This window comes from Halomonas jincaotanensis, assembly GCF_018448785.1.
GTDB classification, from domain to species: domain Bacteria; phylum Pseudomonadota; class Gammaproteobacteria; order Pseudomonadales; family Halomonadaceae; genus Halomonas; species Halomonas jincaotanensis.
This window is the reverse complement of the sequence record NZ_JAHCLU010000004.1, coordinates 141,285-158,703: the sequence shown is the minus strand read 5'-3', so window position 1 is coordinate 158,703 and position 17,419 is coordinate 141,285. Positions and strand designations below refer to the sequence as shown.

At 64.0% G+C, this 17,419-nt stretch carries 15 protein-coding genes; 13 read left to right on the top strand and 2 right to left on the bottom strand.

Annotation, left to right across the window (positions count from 1 at the left end):
• The first annotated feature begins 43 nt into the window (after positions 1–43).
• Genes ubiE through tatC form a run of 7 tightly spaced genes read left to right on the top strand, consistent with a single transcriptional unit; the run spans position 44 to position 4,962 of the window.
• The gene (gene ubiE, locus KG088_RS05835; protein WP_213824559.1) at positions 44–799 is read left to right on the top strand and encodes a bifunctional demethylmenaquinone methyltransferase/2-methoxy-6-polyprenyl-1,4-benzoquinol methylase UbiE; all 756 of its coding nucleotides are present in this window, start codon (positions 44–46) and stop codon (positions 797–799) included.
• Entirely contained in the window at positions 799–1,461 is a 663-nt protein-coding gene (locus KG088_RS05830; protein WP_213824558.1) for a ubiquinone biosynthesis accessory factor UbiJ, read from the top strand. Before ubiE ends, KG088_RS05830 begins: the two co-directional genes overlap by 1 nt.
• Positions 1,458–3,080, top strand: coding sequence for a ubiquinone biosynthesis regulatory protein kinase UbiB (gene ubiB, locus KG088_RS05825; RefSeq protein ID WP_213824557.1), 1,623 nt, complete (start codon positions 1,458–1,460; stop codon positions 3,078–3,080). Before KG088_RS05830 ends, ubiB begins: the two co-directional genes overlap by 4 nt.
• A gap of 45 nt (positions 3,081–3,125) precedes the next feature.
• Positions 3,126–3,461 carry a phosphoribosyl-ATP diphosphatase gene (locus KG088_RS05820; protein WP_213824556.1) on the top strand — a complete coding sequence of 112 codons (336 nt, stop codon included), beginning with the start codon at positions 3,126–3,128 and terminating at the stop codon, positions 3,459–3,461.
• 59 nt (positions 3,462–3,520) lie between these two features.
• Positions 3,521–3,778, top strand: coding sequence for a Sec-independent protein translocase subunit TatA (gene tatA, locus KG088_RS05815; protein WP_213824555.1), 258 nt, complete (start codon positions 3,521–3,523; stop codon positions 3,776–3,778).
• A gap of 6 nt (positions 3,779–3,784) precedes the next feature.
• Positions 3,785–4,189: a Sec-independent protein translocase protein TatB gene (tatB, locus tag KG088_RS05810; protein ID WP_213824554.1), complete on the top strand. Its 405-nt coding sequence runs from the start codon at positions 3,785–3,787 to the stop codon at positions 4,187–4,189.
• Complete coding sequence (gene tatC / locus KG088_RS05805) at positions 4,186–4,962, top strand: twin-arginine translocase subunit TatC (protein ID WP_213824553.1); 777 nt, start codon at positions 4,186–4,188, stop codon at positions 4,960–4,962. The genes tatB and tatC overlap by 4 nt, the downstream gene beginning before the upstream one ends.
• Before the next feature lie 90 nt (positions 4,963–5,052).
• Here the strand turns inward: tatC and elbB are convergent, their stop codons facing one another.
• Positions 5,053–5,715, bottom strand: coding sequence for an isoprenoid biosynthesis glyoxalase ElbB (gene elbB / locus KG088_RS05800; protein WP_213824552.1), 663 nt, complete (start codon positions 5,713–5,715; stop codon positions 5,053–5,055).
• A gap of 215 nt (positions 5,716–5,930) precedes the next feature.
• Between elbB and hemB the strand changes: the two genes are divergently transcribed.
• Together hemB and ppk1 are read left to right on the top strand one after the other, a co-directional pair.
• A complete protein-coding gene (gene hemB / locus KG088_RS05795) occupies positions 5,931–6,938 on the top strand; it encodes a porphobilinogen synthase (protein WP_213824551.1) in 1,008 nt (335 codons plus the stop codon).
• A 56-nt stretch (positions 6,939–6,994) separates the two neighbouring features.
• A complete protein-coding gene (gene ppk1 / locus KG088_RS05790) occupies positions 6,995–9,214 on the top strand; it encodes a polyphosphate kinase 1 (protein WP_213824550.1) in 2,220 nt (739 codons plus the stop codon).
• 157 nt (positions 9,215–9,371) lie between these two features.
• Here ppk1 and KG088_RS05785 read toward each other — a convergent pair whose 3' ends face one another.
• Positions 9,372–11,525, bottom strand: a complete 2,154-nt coding sequence (locus KG088_RS05785; RefSeq protein WP_213824549.1) for a PhoX family protein — start codon at positions 11,523–11,525, stop codon at positions 9,372–9,374.
• A 266-nt stretch (positions 11,526–11,791) separates the two neighbouring features.
• On the opposite strand from KG088_RS05785, the gene KG088_RS05780 reads away from it, so the two are divergent.
• From KG088_RS05780 to KG088_RS05765, 4 genes are read left to right on the top strand one after another with little or no spacing between them, the layout of a single operon-like run.
• Positions 11,792–13,492: a bifunctional UDP-sugar hydrolase/5'-nucleotidase gene (locus KG088_RS05780; RefSeq protein WP_213824548.1), complete on the top strand. Its 1,701-nt coding sequence runs from the start codon at positions 11,792–11,794 to the stop codon at positions 13,490–13,492.
• Positions 13,493–13,497: 5 nt separating this feature from the next.
• Positions 13,498–13,920 (top strand): type II secretion system protein N, encoded by a 423-nt coding sequence (locus KG088_RS05775; protein ID WP_213824547.1) that lies wholly within the window; start codon positions 13,498–13,500, stop codon positions 13,918–13,920.
• A 5-nt stretch (positions 13,921–13,925) separates the two neighbouring features.
• Positions 13,926–15,905 (top strand): type II secretion system secretin GspD, encoded by a 1,980-nt coding sequence (gene gspD, locus KG088_RS05770; RefSeq protein WP_213824546.1) that lies wholly within the window; start codon positions 13,926–13,928, stop codon positions 15,903–15,905.
• Positions 15,902–17,407 carry a GspE/PulE family protein gene (locus KG088_RS05765; protein WP_213824545.1) on the top strand — a complete coding sequence of 502 codons (1,506 nt, stop codon included), beginning with the start codon at positions 15,902–15,904 and terminating at the stop codon, positions 17,405–17,407. The genes gspD and KG088_RS05765 overlap by 4 nt, the downstream gene beginning before the upstream one ends.
• Positions 17,408–17,419 lie beyond the last annotated feature (12 nt).

Sequence of the window (17,419 nt, the reverse complement as noted above, 5' to 3'; positions counted from 1 at the left end):
GAGCGGCCTCCTATCACCGCAGCGATTCGGGAGCCCCAAGCGAATGCGCCCCAGTGACAAGCGCACCACCCACTTTGGCTATCAGGAAGTACCGGTCGAAGAAAAGGCCTCGCGCGTGGCCGACGTCTTCCATTCGGTAGCGGCCCGCTACGATGTCATGAACGATCTGATGTCGATGGGTATCCACCGCCTGTGGAAACGCCTGACCATCGAGCGTGCCGGGGTCCGTCCCGGGCATAGCGTGCTCGATATCGCCGGCGGCACCGGCGATCTGACGTTGAAGTTCTCGCAAATGGTAGGGCCGCGAGGCCGCGTGGTACTGGCCGACATCAACGAGTCCATGTTGCGCGTCGGTCGCGACAAGCTGCTCGACCGCGGCGCCGGCGGTAATGTCGAGTACGTCCAGGCCAACGCCGAGTGCCTGCCCTTCTCCGACAACACCTTCGATTGCATCACCATTGCCTTTGGCTTGCGCAACGTGACCGACAAGGACGCGGCGCTCGCCTCGATGACGCGGGTGCTCAAGCCGGGGGGGCGGCTGCTGGTGCTGGAGTTCTCCAAGCCGACCAGCGCGCTGCTCAATCGAGCCTACGACGAGTACTCCTTCCGCCTGCTGCCGAAGATCGGCGAGCTGGTGGCCAACGACGCCGACAGCTATCGCTACCTAGCGGAATCGATCCGCATGCACCCGGATCAAGAAACGCTCAAGGCGATGATGGAAACCGCCGGGCTAGAGCGGGTCGAGTACACCAACCTCACCGGGGGCATCGTCGCCCTGCACCGCGGCATCAAGCTGTAATGCGATTACTGGCCGGCCCCGAGCGGACGCTGAACACCCTGTTGGCCCGCGACCCTGCAGCACCTGGCCGCCTGGCACGCCTGGCCGGTCAGCGCATATTGATACGCCTGCAACAGCCCCCGCTCGCATTGGCTGTGCATTTTCATGCTACAGGCCTCGATCTGCTGCGACCCGATGACGCGTCGGCGCAAGCCGACAACGCTGCAAAGACGACCCATGAGGCGCCGAAGCCGTCCTATGATGCGGTGGTCGAACTTGACGCCGAGACGGCGGGCGCCCTGCTCGGCGGTGCTTCGCCGGAGCGGTTGATGTTCCAGGGCAAGCTCTCGGTGCGCGGCCGTGTCGAGCTGCTGGAGGCCACCAGGGAGCTGCTGGTCGACCTCGACCTGGACTGGGAGGGCGAGCTGGCTCGCTGGCTGGGCGACATTCCCGCCCATGGCCTGGCCGAGGGGCTGCGTCGCATGGGGCGCTGGGGGGTGAGAGCCCGTCAGGAGCTGCACGCCGATATCTCCGAATATGTCTTCGAAGAGGCACGCCTGCTGCCTGGCCGTCATCAGCTCTCCGCCACGCGCGATCACCTCACCGAGCTTGAGATCGCCACCGACCGGCTGGAGGCCCGCCTGGCGAAGCTGCGACGACGCCTCGAGGGAATACGCTCATGATCCTTCGGCTTCTGCGCATCTTATGGGTGATCACCCGCTATCGGCTCGACACCCTGCTGCCGCTGGAGCGTTTCCCCTGGGCATTGCGGCTGATGTTCAAGCTCTCGCCGCTGCGCCTGGTGCCAATCGGCCAGCGCCCGCGCAGCGAGCGCCTGCGCCTGGCGCTGGAGTCCCTCGGGCCGATCTTCGTCAAGTTCGGTCAGGTGCTTTCCACCCGTCGCGACCTGCTTCCCGAAGACATCGCCGATGAGCTCAGGCGCCTGCAGGATCAGGTGCCGCCCTTCCCCGGCCCGCTGGCCCGGGCACGCGTGGAGGACGAGCTCGGCATGAGTACCGACCAAGCCTTCGCTCATTTCGAGCCCGAACCCCTGGCGTCGGCTTCCATTGCCCAGGTGCACGCCGCAAGGTTGCATAGCGGCGAGGAGGTAGTCGTCAAGATAATTCGTCCCGGCATCGAGCGGGTGATGCGCCAGGACATGCTGGTGATGTTCCGTTTCGCCCACGTGCTGGCGCGCATCCCCGAGGCGCGCCGGTTGCGTCCGGTGGAAGTAGTCCGCGACTATGAAGCGACACTCTTCGACGAGCTCGACCTGACCAAGGAAGCCGCCAACACCTCCCAGCTCAAGCGCAACTTCAAGGCCTCGCCGCTGCTCTACGTGCCGGGCATTCATTGGGAGCTGACCCGTCACCGCGTCATGGTTCAGGAGCGCATCTATGGCGTCCCGGTGGCCAATACTGCCGCCCTGCTCGCCCAGGGCACCGATCTAAAGAAGCTCGCCGAACGCGGTGTGGAGATCTTCTTCACTCAAGTATTCCGCGACAACTTCTTCCATGCTGACATGCACCCCGGCAACATCTTCGTCTCCTACGCGCATCCCCATGATCCGCAGTACATCGCCATCGACTGCGGCATTGTCGGCAGCCTGACGCGAGAGGATCAGGATTATCTCGCCCGCAACCTGCTGGCATTTTTTCACCAGGATTATTACGAAGTCGCGTCACTGCATATCGAGTCGGGCTGGGTCGGTGAAAACACGCGCGCCAACGAGTTCGCCGCGGCGATTCGTACCGTATGCGAGCCGATCCTGGAAAAACCGCTCAAGGATATTTCCTTCGGCCAGGTGCTCCTCGGGCTGTTTCAGACCGCCAGGCGCTTCAACATGGAAGTGCAGCCCCAGTTGGTGCTATTGCAGAAGACGCTACTCAACATCGAGGGGCTGGGCCGCCAACTCTACCCGGATCTCGACCTGTGGAGCACGGCCAAGCCTCATCTCGAACAATGGATGAAGGATCGGGCCGGCCCTCGCGGCTTCTGGGATTCGCTCAAGCGACAGTCACCCGAACTCTCGCACCAGCTTCCGGAACTGCCTGTACTGGCCTACCGCGTGCTCTCACGCGCCGACCAAGACCATCGTCAACGACACCGTCAGGCAGAGGCAATAAGCGGCATTCGCCAGCAGCTGATCCGCCAGGGCCGCGGCCAGCGACGCCTGCGCCTGGGCCTGGTGTTGGTCGCTCTGGCACTGGCCTGGCGTCCGCTGACAGAATGGGCCGGCCAACAGCCACTACCATTGCTGGCCGCGGCTGCCATCGGCGTCCTGTTGCTGGCCTGGCACTGATGACCTGTTCCCGCCCTTCCACCCACTGCAACGGAACCTTCATCTATGAGCGATATACTAGACCGTATTCATGTCGTGCTCGAAGAACGCCGCCGGGCGGAGCCACAGGATTCCTACGTGGCCTCCTTGCACCACATGGGGTTGAACAAGATACTCGAGAAAGTGGGTGAGGAAGCGACTGAAACCCTGCTGGCCGCCAAGGACGCCGAACATGGCGACGACGCATCACGCCAAGCGTTGATCGCTGAAACGGCCGACTTGTGGTTTCATAGCCTGGTGATGCTGTCGCATCTCGATCTCGATCACCGGGCAATACTCGATGAACTGAGCCGGCGATTTGGGGTCTCCGGCCATGACGAGAAGGCCGCCAGACAACCGTAAACGCAACCGCACGACATGGCCCGGGCGCCGCGCTGCACCCTAAATGAGAGGAAACACATATGTTAGGTGGTATCAGTATCTGGCAGCTGCTGATCGTACTCGGCATCATCATCCTGATTTTCGGCACCAAGAAGCTGCGTAACGTCGGTGGCGACCTAGGTGGCGCCGTCAAAGGCTTCAAGAAAGCCATGAACGAAGACGGCAAGGGCGATGACGAGAAGCAGGATGACCCTCAGGCTCGCGTTAGCCACGAAGACGAGGGTGAAACCTACGACGTCAAGGCCACGCAGGCCGAAGATCAAAAAGAGCGAAAATAACCCGCCATGTTCGATATGGGATTTCTCGAGCTGCTGATCATTGGCGTGGTCGGCCTGCTGGTGCTGGGACCCGAGCGTCTGCCCAAGGCGGCGCGCACCGTGGGCCTGTGGATCGGCAAGATTAAACGCACGGTTTCGGGCATGCAGCGCGAAATAAGTTCTCAACTCGAGGCGGAAGAGCTGCGCCAGAAACTCGACGAGCAACAGAAAAAGCTCGACGAAAGCGTCAATAAGGTCAAGCGCGGCGTGGAGAGCATCGGCGATGACCCCGCCGAGTCTCGCAGTGCTGCCAAGGCGAAACCGGATGCCAACGTCGCGAGCCCCGAGAGTCGCCTCGACGAGGCTTTGAGCCACGCCCGGACGGACGCCACTGACGGTGATCACGCCGACAAGGATGCTTCCTCCCGATGAGCAAGACCGGTGACTCGCAGGATCACAATCAGCCCCAGGCCCCACTGATTGAACATCTGATCGAGCTACGCTCACGCCTGATGCGCGCCGTGGTCGCCATCCTGGTGATTTTTCTCGGGCTTTATGCCTTCGCCAACGATATCTACAGCTTCGTCGCCCAGCCATTGATGGCACTGCTGCCAGAAGGCTCGCAGATGATCGCGACCGAAGTGGCCTCGCCCTTCCTCGCCCCTTTCAAGCTGACGCTGGTGGTCGCGGTGTTCATCGCTGTGCCCTACGTGCTGCACCAGGCTTGGGCCTTTGTTGCCCCAGGGCTCTACGACAACGAGAAGGCGCTGGCGATTCCGATTCTGGCCTCGAGTGTAGCGCTGTTCTATGGCGGTGCCGCCTTCGCCTACTACGTGGTTTTCCCGCTGCTGTTCAAGTTCTTCACCCAGACGGGGCCGGAGGACGTGGCGATAATGACCGATATCAATCAATACCTTAATTTCGTGCTCAAGCTGTTCTTCGCCTTCGGCGTGGCCTTCGAGATTCCCATCGCCACCTTCCTGCTCATCCTTTCGGGTGCCACGACCGTGGAAAGCCTGTCGAAGAAACGGCCTTATGTGGTGTTGGGCTGCTTCGTCATCGGCATGCTGCTGACCCCGCCGGACGTGGTCTCGCAGAGCCTGCTTGCGATACCGATGTACCTGCTCTATGAAATCGGCCTGCTGTTCGGCCGCCTGGTGCGCAAGGGCAAGGATATCGAGGAAGCGGAACACGACGAGCCGTAAGCCGTGAAACTGCCACCGACCTAGCCAGTGGCAACGTCGTCCTTCTTTACAGCTTCAAGCTTATACCTCACAGCTTCCGGCGAAGCCGGGTCACAGATCCATCATCTTATCGAGTCGGTCGACCAGCTTGAAGATGCCGGTGGCCGCCTCGCTGAGCCGCGTTGCCAGCATATAGGCGGGCGTGGTCACCACCCGGTTCTCGTAATCGACCACGATATCCTCGACGCCGCAACCGCGATGCAGCCCACCCATAGCACTGATCACACCGGAAACGCCGGGGTCGTGTCCGACGGTTACGGCGATCCCCTGCCCCAGCAGGCGCGGCACCATCACCGGACTGATGCACATCAGGCCGATTGGCTTGCGTGATTCCCGGAATCCGCCGAGTGCCTCGACCAACTCGTCGATCACCACCATGTCACTGCCGGCCTCGGCAAAGGTAGATAGGTTCTTGGCGGCGCCGAATCCACCGGGCAGAATCACCGCGTCGAACTCCTCTGCCTCGAGATCGCTCAGCGGTGATATCTCGCCGCGTGCCAGCCGAGCGGATTCGACCAGCACGTTGCGGCTCTCACCCTGGGCCACTTCGCCATTGCGATGATCGATGACGTGATGGTGGCTGATATCAGGAGCGAAACAGCGATAGCCAATGCCCAGCTGATCCAGCCGAAGTAGCGTCAACGTGGTCTCGTAGATCTCCGAGCCATCGAACGCGCCGCAGCCCGAGAGGATGACCGCTACCTGCTTGCTCATGACGTTCTCCTTGAAAACCTGCCCCCACCGGCTGGTAAGGCCGACGAATCGAACCCATCACTCTAGCCAGTCCCCACTGGGACGACAAGACACAACTTCCGACGCTGTACGTCACTGATATACTCGAAGGTAATGACGCCGCGTTCATTGAAACGTCATCTTCGTTCGCCAGACTGCATGGCGGGCGGGATCGACCCTCATTCCGGAGACGCCTCTTGAGCATTAGCCCCACACGCCAGTTTCCTTCGGCGCGCCTGCGACGCATGCGTCGCGATGACTTCTCGCGCCGACTGATGCGCGAGAACACCCTGACCCCAGCCGATCTGATCTGGCCGGTTTTCGTCCTGGAAGGTGAAGGCCAACGGGAGATCGTACCCTCCATGCCGGGTGTCGAGCGGCTCTCGCTGGACCTGTTGATCGAAGAGGCCCGCGAGGCTTTCGAGCTGGGCATTCCCGCACTGGCGCTGTTTCCGGTGGTGGGCCCGAACCACAAGAGCGATCATGCCGAAGAGGCCTACAATGCCAGCGGGCTGGTGCAACGCAGCGTTCGTGCGCTCAAGGCGGCCATCCCCGGCCTTGGCCTTATCACCGACGTGGCGCTCGATCCCTACACCAGCCACGGCCAGGACGGTCTGCTCGACGACAACGGCTATGTCCACAACGACCGTACCGTCCAGACACTGCTCAAGCAGGCGCTGTCACATGCCGAGGCCGGCGCCGATGTGGTCGCCCCGTCGGATATGATGGACGGGCGCATCGGGGCGATCCGCCAGGTGCTAGAGCAGGAAAAGTTGGTTAACACTCGCATCATGGCCTATAGCGCCAAGTACGCCTCGTGCTATTACGGCCCTTTTCGCGACGCCGTGGGCTCCTCCGCCAACCTGGGCAAGGCCGACAAGAGTACCTACCAGATGGACCCCGCCAATGGCGACGAGGCGCTTCACGAAGTCGCGCTCGACCTCGCCGAAGGCGCCGACATGGTCATGATCAAGCCGGGCATGCCCTATCTGGACGTCGTGCGCCGGGTGAAGGAAGAGCTCAAGGTACCGACGTTCGCCTACCAGGTCAGCGGCGAGTACGCCATGCACATGGCCGCCTTCGAGAACGGCTGGCTGGAGGCCGACAGCGTCATCCTCGAGTCACTGATGTGCTTCAAGCGCGCCGGCGCCGATGGGGTGCTGACCTACTTCGCCAAACGGGCGGCACGCCTGCTATCCCACTGAACAAGGGGCTCGGCGGCGCAAGTGCAGAGCCCCTTCCACCGCGACGAGGAATTAGCATGGAAGACTCGCGCAACCCCGATCAGCATGATCACCCCGACAACGCCTTGCCGGTCGAGAACCTCGCCGGCGAAACGGTCAGCGAGCAACCCGCGCCGAGGTTGAATCAGACCCGTGCTGGCATCAAGCCCAAGGCGATTCCTGATCCCGAGGCCGACCTCTCGGATCCAGGACTGTATTTCAATCGCGAGCTTTCCCAGCTGCAGTTCAATATCCGGGTCCTCGAACAGGCGCTCGACGAGGCGCATCCGCTGCTCAACCGGCTGATGTTCCTGCTGATCTTTTCTTCCAACATGGATGAATTCTTCGAGATCCGCGTGGCCGGGCTCAAGAACCAGGTTGCCTTGGGCGACGAATCGACTGGTGCCGACGGCCGTTCGCCACGTTCGGTACTTGCCGAGATCGGTCAAGCTGCCCACCGACAGGTCGAGCGACAGTACCGGATTCTCAACGAAGTGTTGATACCCGCCCTCGAAAGCCAGGGCCTGCGCTTTCGCCGCCGCACGCAATGGACTGCAGAGCAACATGCCTGGGTCGGCGAATACTTCGAAGCCGAGATCATGCCGGTGATCAGCCCGATCGGGCTCGATCCATCCCACCCCTTTCCCCGGCTGGTCAACAAGAGCCTGAATTTTATCGTTCAGCTAGAAGGCAAGGATGCCTTCGGCCGCGAAGGCGGACTGGCGATTCTGCCGGCGCCGCGCTCACTGCCGCGCGTGATCGCGCTGCCGGAGGCGCTGTGCGAGGCCGGTTTCACCGAGTATGTCTTTCTCTCGTCGATGATCCATGCCCATGCCGACGAGGTCTTCCCGGGAATGGAGGTACGCGGCTGCTATCAGTTCCGACTGACACGCAACGCCGACTTCTCGGTAGACCCGGAAGAAGTCTCCGACCTCGCCTCCGCCTTGCGTGGCGAACTGCTGGCACGGCGTTACGGTAGTGGCGTCCGCCTTGAGGTCGCCAGTAACTGTCCTGACGTGCTGACGGACTTTCTACTCAAGCAGTTCGTCCTCGATGAGGCCGACCTCTACCGCGTCGACGGTCCGGTCAACCTCACTCGCATGATGTCGGTGCTCGGCGATGTCGACCGACCCGAGCTGCTCTACCGCTCCTACACCCCAGGCGTGCCCAAGGCGCTGAGCCGACACGAGAGTCTGTTTGCCGCCATCGCCGCGGGTGACATCCTACTGCATCATCCCTTCCAGACGTTCACCCCAGTGGAAGAATTGATGCGTGAGGCAGCCCGTGACCCCCATGTCTTGGCCATCAAGCAGACCCTCTACCGCACCGGGGCCGACTCGCCGATCGTCAACGCGCTGGTGGAGGCGGCCGGCAATGGCAAGGAGGTCACGGTGGTAATCGAGCTGCGTGCGCGCTTCGACGAGGCCGACAACCTCGCGCTTGCCTCGCGCCTGCAGGAGGCCGGCGCCATCGTCATCTACGGCGTGATGGCCTACAAGACCCACGCCAAGATGATGCATATCGTGCGGCGCGAGCGGGGCAAACTACGCCATTATGCCCATCTCGGGACCGGCAATTACCACTCCAAGACCGCGAAGCTCTACACCGATTACAGCCTGCTCACCGCGCGTCCGGGGCTTTGCGAGGACGTGCATCGCGTCTTCCAGCAGCTCTCGGGGATGGGCCGTGCCCGACAGATCGATACGCTGCTGCACGCGCCCTTCACTCTCCACGAGCGGCTGGTGGAAATGATCGAACGGGAGGCCGAACACGCCGGCCAGGGCAAGCGCGCCCACCTGATCATCAAGTGCAACGCGCTGACCGAGCCGCGGCTGATCCAGGCGCTCTACCACGCCTCGCGAGCCGGGGTCGAATGCGACCTGATCATCCGTGGCATGTGCTGCCTGCGTCCGGGGTTGCCGGGCATATCGGAGAATATCCGCGTGCGCTCGGTGGTCGGACGCTTCCTGGAGCACACCCGGGTGTTCCACTTCCACAACGACGGCAAGCCCGAGACCTGGTGTTCGAGCGCCGACTTCATGGCCCGCAACATGTTCCATCGCGTGGAGACCTGCTTTCCGCTGCTGGAGAAAAAGATCGCCGCCCGGGTGCGCAAGGATCTCGAGACCTATCTGGTCGACAACTGCCAAAGCTGGCGGCTGCAACCCGACGGCCACTATGTCAAGCAGCAACCCGGCGATGTCGCCGCGATCAGCGCCCAGGAGACCCTGCTCTACGCCTATGCTGCCAGGGCGTGAAGCTATATGTTCTAAGTTCTAAGTTCTAAGTTCTAAGTTCTAAGGACAGCCTGAATGAAACCGCCTCCATGGCAGGACCATGGAGGCGGTTTTTTCTTCCTGCTTCAAGTTTCCAGGCGCATAGCGCCGCGCTTCAAGCTCCGGGCGTATCCCGGTATCAGACACCGATCTGACCGCCGTCTTCTCTCTGGATCACCACGGTGGAAGCGCGCGGGCGTATGCTGCCTTGGGTCTGTTCGGTAGCATCCTTGGACGCCGGCCAGTTGCCCGGGTGCTGGATGTTGATGAACAGCGCAGTCTTGTCCGGTGTGGCAAATATCCCGGTCACCTCACAGCCGTTGGGCCCCACGGCGAAGCGCTTGAGATGCTTCTGGTTATGGGCATTGACCACTGCCTTCCCATTCCCATCGCGCTCTAGGGCCTTGGGTACCACGGCCAGCAGCTGGTCGTTGGTGTATTCCTCGACCGGGTCGTAGCCGTTGTCGGTTTCGATCCACAGGATGCCATCGCCATTGCCGCGATCGTCGTACCAGAGGCCATCGGGACTGGCGAATTGGTTGAGCTCGGTCAGGCTGGAGAAGTTGTCGGGATCTGATGCAGCAGCACCGAAGACGAACACCTCCCAGTCGAAACCAGTGGCGTTGTCGTCCTCGCGCCAGCGAATAACCTGGCCGGCACCGTTGTCGGCTCGGGGGTTGGAGGCATTCACCGGCGCGGTATCGTAGCCGACGCCCAACTCCTCGACGCGGCTGCCGCCGTTGGTGTAGGTAGGATCGGTTCCCTCGGCGGTACGATCACTGTTGTTGGTCAGGGCCATGTAGACATCGCCGGAGGTCGGGTCCACGGCGCCCCACTCGGGCCGGTCCATGGGCGTCGCGCCCATCAGGTCGGCGGCGTCACAGGTATGGATAATGATGCCGGCCTGGTCGTCGGCCGCCAGGTTCAGGGCCTGATGCAGGAGCCGCCCATCCTGGGTCCTGGCCTTCGGCGTCAGCGGCAGCCACTCGCCGCGGCCGTCGGCATCGAAGCGCGCCACGTACAGGATGCCCTCGTCCAGGTACTTGGCACCGATCGCCAGGCGATCGAAGTTGGCACCCGGACGGCTGGCATCCGCCGGGCTCCAGGGCGCCCTAGACTCGAACTTGTAGATGTACTCGTTACGGGCGTCGTGGCCGGAGTAGAAGACCACCGGCTTGCCCGGCTCCAGCTTGCCCGGCCAGCAACCCTCGTGGCGGAAGCGGCCCATGGCGGTGCGCTTGACGGCGAGGCGGCTGCCGTCGTAGGGGTCGACCTCGACATGGTAGCCGTAAGCGCGGGCCTCGTTGCGGTAGTCACCGGTGGCGTCGGCTGCGTTGGGGTCGGTGTTGAAGCGGGCAAATTCGTCGTTCTGCTCGGAGCCATCGCCGGCGGCGGTCTCCCAGCCGTAGCGACCGCGCCCCCTCGAGACGCCCAGGCGGTCATCGTCCAGCTGACGGTCAGTGTTGCGCACGAAGTAGCCGGGCCAGTTCTCCTCGCAGGCCAGATAGGTGCCCCAGGGCGTGTAGCCATTGGCGCAGTTGTTGGTCGTCCCGCGGGTCAACAGGCCATCCGTGGAAAACTTCGTCTTGACGTAGTCGCTGCCGGCGACCGGGCCGCCGAGTTCTATCTCGGTGGCATTGGTGATGCGCCGGTTATAGGGTGAATCGACCACGTGAGTCCAGCGGCCATCAGCCTGCTTCTTCACGTGCACGACGGCGACACCGTGAGCATTGATCTCGGTACGCACTTCATCGGCCGGACGATCCCCTGAGCGGGCATTGGTCGGGCCGCCCTTGGGCGCCCAGAGGGCACTCTGATCGATGTACTCGTGGTTGATGGCGAGCAAGAACTCGCGAGATGCGCTGCCCTTGTTCATCGGGAAATGGTACATCCCGTCGTGGTGCATGCCGATAGCATTAGCCTGAATCTCCGGCGTCATCTCGAGATCGTCACTCCAATCGGGCACATCACTGGTGAGCCCGGCACCCCAGGGAATCAGCACCTGGGCCGTGTAGCCGGCTGGTACCACGACGCTGTCGAGCTTCGCGCCGCGAATGGAGTCGAACGCCAGGGTCAGGGGCTTCTTCCCCGGCGCGCTGGTGCCTTTCATGCCGGTTCGGGCATCCGGGGCGGCCAGGGCGCTTGCCGAACCGAAACCCATCACCGACACGGCGGCAAGGCCAAGGCCACCCCGCATCATGTCACGACGCGATACGTGCTTTTCCAGGACGGAAGAAAATGGCTCGTTACCGCTCCGATTGAAGTTGCGATGATCCTCGATTTCCTTGCTCATGCTTCACCCTCCAACGCAGTTGGTTAACTCCCGAAATCGACAGGTCTCCGGGTCGCTAGGAAAAAGTAGTCAGGCAAGGTGACAAACTGGTTAACAAAAAAAGACGTTTCTTGGCTGAGGAAAATTCTTCAAATAAACGTCCGCCAAGTGTCACGAAAACGTCACGCATCATTCATTAATATTTTCATGCTGGTGCAAGCTTCCTGACTCATATCGCCGGCAGCCATCTCCGGACCGACACACCACCGCAGGAATCGAAGCCACGCATGACGCTACAGCCTCCCTCTCACTTCTCAGACGATGACGCTCTCGGCATCACCCGACGCGACCTGGTACGGGGCGGGGCTCTCGGCCTCGCTACCTCCTGGCTTGGTGGCTGTGCCGTATCGACGACGCCGCAGAGACGGACACTGCCCGCGCAGGCCCGCGTGGAGCTCCTCTACTACGCCGACACACTGGACGCCCGCGCCCCGGGGTTCCCGGTGGTGCCGGCCACTCGTTTGGGCCCGGCACAGCGCCTGGGCCAGCCACCCTGGCTCACCGCCGACTCGGCGATGGCCATGACCTCCGGTCCGCAGTCGCTGCTCCTGCCACACCAGGCAAGGCACACCCCCGTCGGCGGCCATGCCGCGCTGGCTGCGCACCTCGAGGGACTGCGCGACACTCTGGGAAAGGCTCGCACCCTGACCCTGGAGAATGGCCAGTGCTGGAACGGCAGCGGCCTGTGTCACCTCACTCGGGGTGAGGCCGGCCTGGCGGCCAGCCGCATGTTGGGGGCCGAGGCTCGCGTCAGCAGTGACGAACGCCTGCTCTGGCCCGATCAGGTCGCCGGCCTGTACCGGGCCTTCGAGGGCCCCGTGCTCGGCCTGCTTGGGGAGGAACCCAACCCGGCCAGTGCGGTGCGTCCCCTGGCCCTCTTCGACCGGGGAGGAGCGAGGGTCGCGGTGGTCGGCGTCACGGACCCGCATGCCGCCGACGAGACGCGCCCGCTCGACGCCTGGTACCGGGATGTCGAACGCCGCACCCGCGAGGCGAGCGACCAGGCTGACCTGGTCATCGTCCTGGCCGATTGCGGAACCGGCGCTGGCATATGGCTGGCCGAGCGTCTAGCGGCAGCCGACCTCCTGCTGTGTGCCCGTGGGCAGGATTTCTGGCCGGCGCTGGTGTCGGTGCGCCAGCCCGAGGGCCGCACCCTGCCGGTCTGCTTCCCGGGGTGCCGAGCCGCGGGGGCCTTCCAGCTAAGCTGCTCACCCGGGGGGCAGGGCTGGCGGGTCGAGACGCGCTTCCACCTAGCCGACGCCGGCCAGCTGGAGGGCGAGGCTCGCCGCCTAGCCGGCGAGCTTCAGCAGCGCCTGGAGGCCGACCGCGCCCCCTTCGCAAACTGGTTGGATACGCCCCTGGCGTGGGCCCCGCATTGGCTCTGGCGCCGAGACACCGTCGGTGGCAGCTGGGACGCCGTGATCAATGACGCCCTGCTGAGCCAGGGCAGCGCCGACCTGGCCCTCTCTCCCGGGTGGCGTCACGACGTCGTGCTGCCTCCCGGAAGCCCCATCACGCGCGACCACTTGGTCAGCCTCACCGGGGGCCACGAGGCCCGCCTGGTGGAACTGGAAACCAAGGCACACGACCTGCGCCCCCTGCTCGAACGAGCCAGTGACCACTGTTTCGGCTCACCTTCTCTGCTCGATACCTCCCAGGACCTGCCACGACTGCGGGGTGCGGAGTGGGGGTGTCGCTACACAGCCGAGGTTGGCCGACGTATCGAGCTCGGCGACCTTCCCGGCACGCGACTTGCAACCTGGCAGCCTGGAACGAATGCGGGCGAAAGCCTGTGGCAGCGCCTGGAAGTCTACCTCGGGGAGCGCCCCGAGGGCTGGACGCTGCCACCGATGCCCACGGTGCGACTGGCCGGGGTCTCGGGCCATCCTGGCTGGCACCCCGGACAGCGGCCCGGAGCCCGGGAATGAGGCTGATGGCGCTACCCCGCTGGCTCGGCTGGCTGGCCGTGGGCGTGCTACTGGCCACGCTGGCGATCCGTCTGGCCCTTTCGACTTCCTCGGCCACGAGCGAGCCGCTGGGGCAGCGAGTCCTTCCCCCCGTTCCTCCCGAGGCCTGGCTGAAGCCCCCGCCTGCCACCCAGCCTCCCCCTCAGGAGATACCCCGACTGCCGCTCACCATCGTCGGCAGCCTGCGCCATGCCGAGGAAAGACACACCATCCTGGTCCTCGACACGCCCGAAGGGCAGCGGGTCGTGGGCGAAGGTGAGAGGGTCACCGACAGCGTCACGCTGGAGGCCATCACCCCCGACGGCCTGATCCTGGATCACCAGGGGCGGCGAGAGCGGCTGCCTTGGCCGGAGCCCTCGGCCCCTCCCCTAATGTTCGACACGGAGTGACTTGCATGAAGTCTCACCCACTGGTCGCCACCGTCTGCCTGCTGGCCCTCTCCTCGCTCTCCACGCTTTCCACCGCCCAGGTGCCGGATGCCCTGCCCGAGGAAGAACGTTACGAGGTCGAGTTCCGGGACACCAGTATCCGCGAGTTCATTGCCAGCATCTCGCGGCTGACGGGGCGCCCTTTCGTCGTGGACCCTCGGGTTCAAGGCACTATCACACTGACCCCCCAGGGGGGGCTGACCCGAGACGAGCTCTACCGTGTCTTTCAGAGCGAACTACAGGTGAACGGCTATGCAGTCGTGGAGCTGCCCGATGGCCAGGTCAGGATCGTGCCGGACGAGTTGGCCAGGACGCAGCCGATTCCCACCGGGGTTGGCGATCGACAAGGCGGTGGTGTGGCCACCCGGATCATCGAGACGCGACACCTCGATGCCACGGTGCTGGCCTCTATCCTCGAACCCTTGGTGGATGCCCGAACCGGTACCATCACCACCAACCCCTCGGGCCGCCAGGTGGTCATTACCGACTGGCAGGACAACCTTGATCGACTGGCCAGGCTGGCCAGGCTGCTCGACGAGCGCCAGGAGAGCCAGGCAGAGGTCATCCCCGTCGAGCACACGAGTCCCGACGAACTGGCAGAGACCCTGGACGGCCTCCTGAGAGAGGGTGAGGGGCGTGGCCCTCGGATCATCGCGGCACCGCGTGCCGGTGCCCTGCTGGTACTCGGCAGCCCGACGGAACGCCAGCGGGTACGCGAACTGGTGGTCGGCCTGGATACCTCGATCGAACGCCACGTGCGTACCCGCGTCGTCTATCTCAACCATGCCGCCGCCGAGGATGTCCTGGAGGTCCTGGAGGAGCTTAACACCAGTGCGATCACGTCGGTGAACGAGGAAGTGCAGAATGTGGCCCTTCCCTTGCCGGGAGGAGTCGATGAGACTGCCTTCGCAGTGCACCCCTCCACCAATGCCCTGGTACTGACCGGACCCCCGGATAAGCTGGAGGCTTACCTGAGCATCATCGAGCAACTCGACATTCGACGCGCCCAGGTCGCGGTGGAGGCGATCATCGCCGAGATTACCGAGTCCCGGGCCCGCCAGCTCGGCATGCAGTGGCTCTTCGCCGACTCGGGGTCGGGCAGTACTGTCCCGGTAGCCGGCGTCAATTTCGCCACCTCGGGGTCGACGGGCATCAATGCACTGGCCACGGCCGTCGCCAGCGAGGACACCTCGACACTGGGCAACCTGCTTGGCGGTCTCAACGGCATCACCACGGGAATCGGTCGCCTGGACAGCAACGGCATCAGCTTTGCCGCCCTGCTCAATGCCCTGCGCAGCGATGCCGACACCAACCTGCTTTCCACCCCGTCGTTGACGACCCTCGATAACGCCGAGGCCTACATCCTGGTGGGCCAGGAGGTGCCTTTCATCACCGGTTCCACCACCGTCGACAATGCCAACCCCTTCCAGACGATCCAGCGCGAGGACGTCGGCATCAAGCTGCGCATCCGCCCGCAGATCAGTGCCGACAACACCATCCGCCTGGCCATTGCCCAGGAGGTCTCCTCGGTGGACAGTAACGTCAATGCCAGCGATGTGGTGACCAACAAGCGGGAGATCGAGACCACCGTCAGCACCCAGGACGGCGGCATCGTGGTGCTGGGGGGGCTGATCAGCAACCAGAGCAGCAGCGCTCGCCAGCAGGTCCCCGTGCTGGGCGGGATCCCACTGGTCGGCAACCTCTTCCGCTACTCCGACACCTCCCGCGAGAAGCAGAACCTGATGGTCTTCATTCGCGCCCGGGTCATTCGCGACGACCGCACCCTGGATGCCGGGACGGCCAGAAAGTACCGCCACATGCGGGCTCAGCAGCTACTCAGGGATCTCGATGAGGATCAGGTCCTGGCGCCGCTGGAGAGCCAGGTCGTGAGCCTCGACACCCTCTACCCTTCCGGCCGTGAGCGCCTGGGGGAGCTAGCCCCATGACCCTGCTGCAAGACAACGGGGCCGCAGCCCTCCCCGCAACACCACGGACACTGCTGCCCTATCGACTGTCGCGACGCAGCGGGGTAGCCCTCGACTGGCAGGAGGCCGGCTACTGCCTGTTCTGCCGCCGTGATGCCACCCTGGAAGCCCTTCAGGAAGCGCAGCGACAGTATGGCCAGCCGCTCGCCTGCGAGTGGCTGGGACCGGAGGCGTTCGAGGCGAGGCTGGGTGAACTGCACGATGCTGGCCGGGACACTGCCGAGAGCCTGATGGAGGGGCTCGCCGAGGAGGTGGACCTCGACAGTCTGCTGCACGAGTTGCCCCGCTCCGAGGACCTGCTCGATAGCGAGAGCGAGGCGCCGGTCATCCGCCTGATCAACGGCATCTTCTCGGAGGCGCTACGGCTCGGTGCCTCAGACATCCACGTTGAGCCCTTCGAGAAGGAGCTCAGCGTTCGGCTGCGGGTGGATGGCGCCCTGCGGATGGCGCTGCGTCCTCCCCGGGTGCTGGCCCCCATGCTGATCTCGCGCATCAAGGTGATGGCACAGCTTGACATCGCCGAGAAGCGCCAACCCCAAGACGGCCGCATCAGTGTGCGGCTGGGTGGCCGAGGCGTCGACATCCGCGTCTCCACCCTGCCGGGGATTTATGGTGAACGAGTGGTGATGCGCCTGCTTGACAAGCAGGCCGCGCTCCTCGACCTAGATGCCCTCGGCATGCCGCCGGCCGTGTTGGGCACCTTCCGCCGCCTGCTCGCTCGGCCCAACGGCATCCTGCTCAATACCGGCCCGACCGGCTCCGGCAAGACCACCACGCTCTATGCCAGCCTGGCGCGGCTCAACGACAGCCGACGCAGCATCCTCACCGTAGAGGACCCGGTCGAGTACGCCCTGCCCGGGATCGGCCAGACGCCGGTGAACCCCCAGGCCGGCCTGACCTTCGCCCACGGACTGAGGGCCATCCTCCGACAGGATCCCGATGTCATCATGATCGGCGAGATCCGCGACCTTGAGACCGCCACAATCGCCGTCCAGGCCAGCCTTACCGGCCACCTTGTGCTCTCAACGCTGCATACCAACAGCGCCCTGGGCGCGGTCACCCGGCTTCGGGACATGGGGATCGAGCCTTACCTGCTCGCCAGCAGCCTGAAGGGCGTGATGGCACAGCGCCTGGTTCGACGGCTGTGCCCCGACTGCCGGTGCTGGCGCCCCCCCACCCCCATCGAGGCAGAGAGCATCGTCGGCGTAGCCACGCTGACACGGCTGGCCGAGGCCGTCGGTTGCGATACCTGTGAAGGCGCCGGCTACCGTGGCCGCCTGGGCATCTACGAGTTTATCGACATCGACGAGGCCCTGGCCGGCATGATCCATGACCGGGCCACCGAATCCGAGATGTCACGCCACGCCTTCCGCCGGAGCGCTTCCCTCGCCGCCGCCTCGCTGGAGCGCCTTGCCAGCGGGGAAACCAGCCCCGACGAAATCCTGCGCGCCATCCATCAATAGGCCGATAACCAA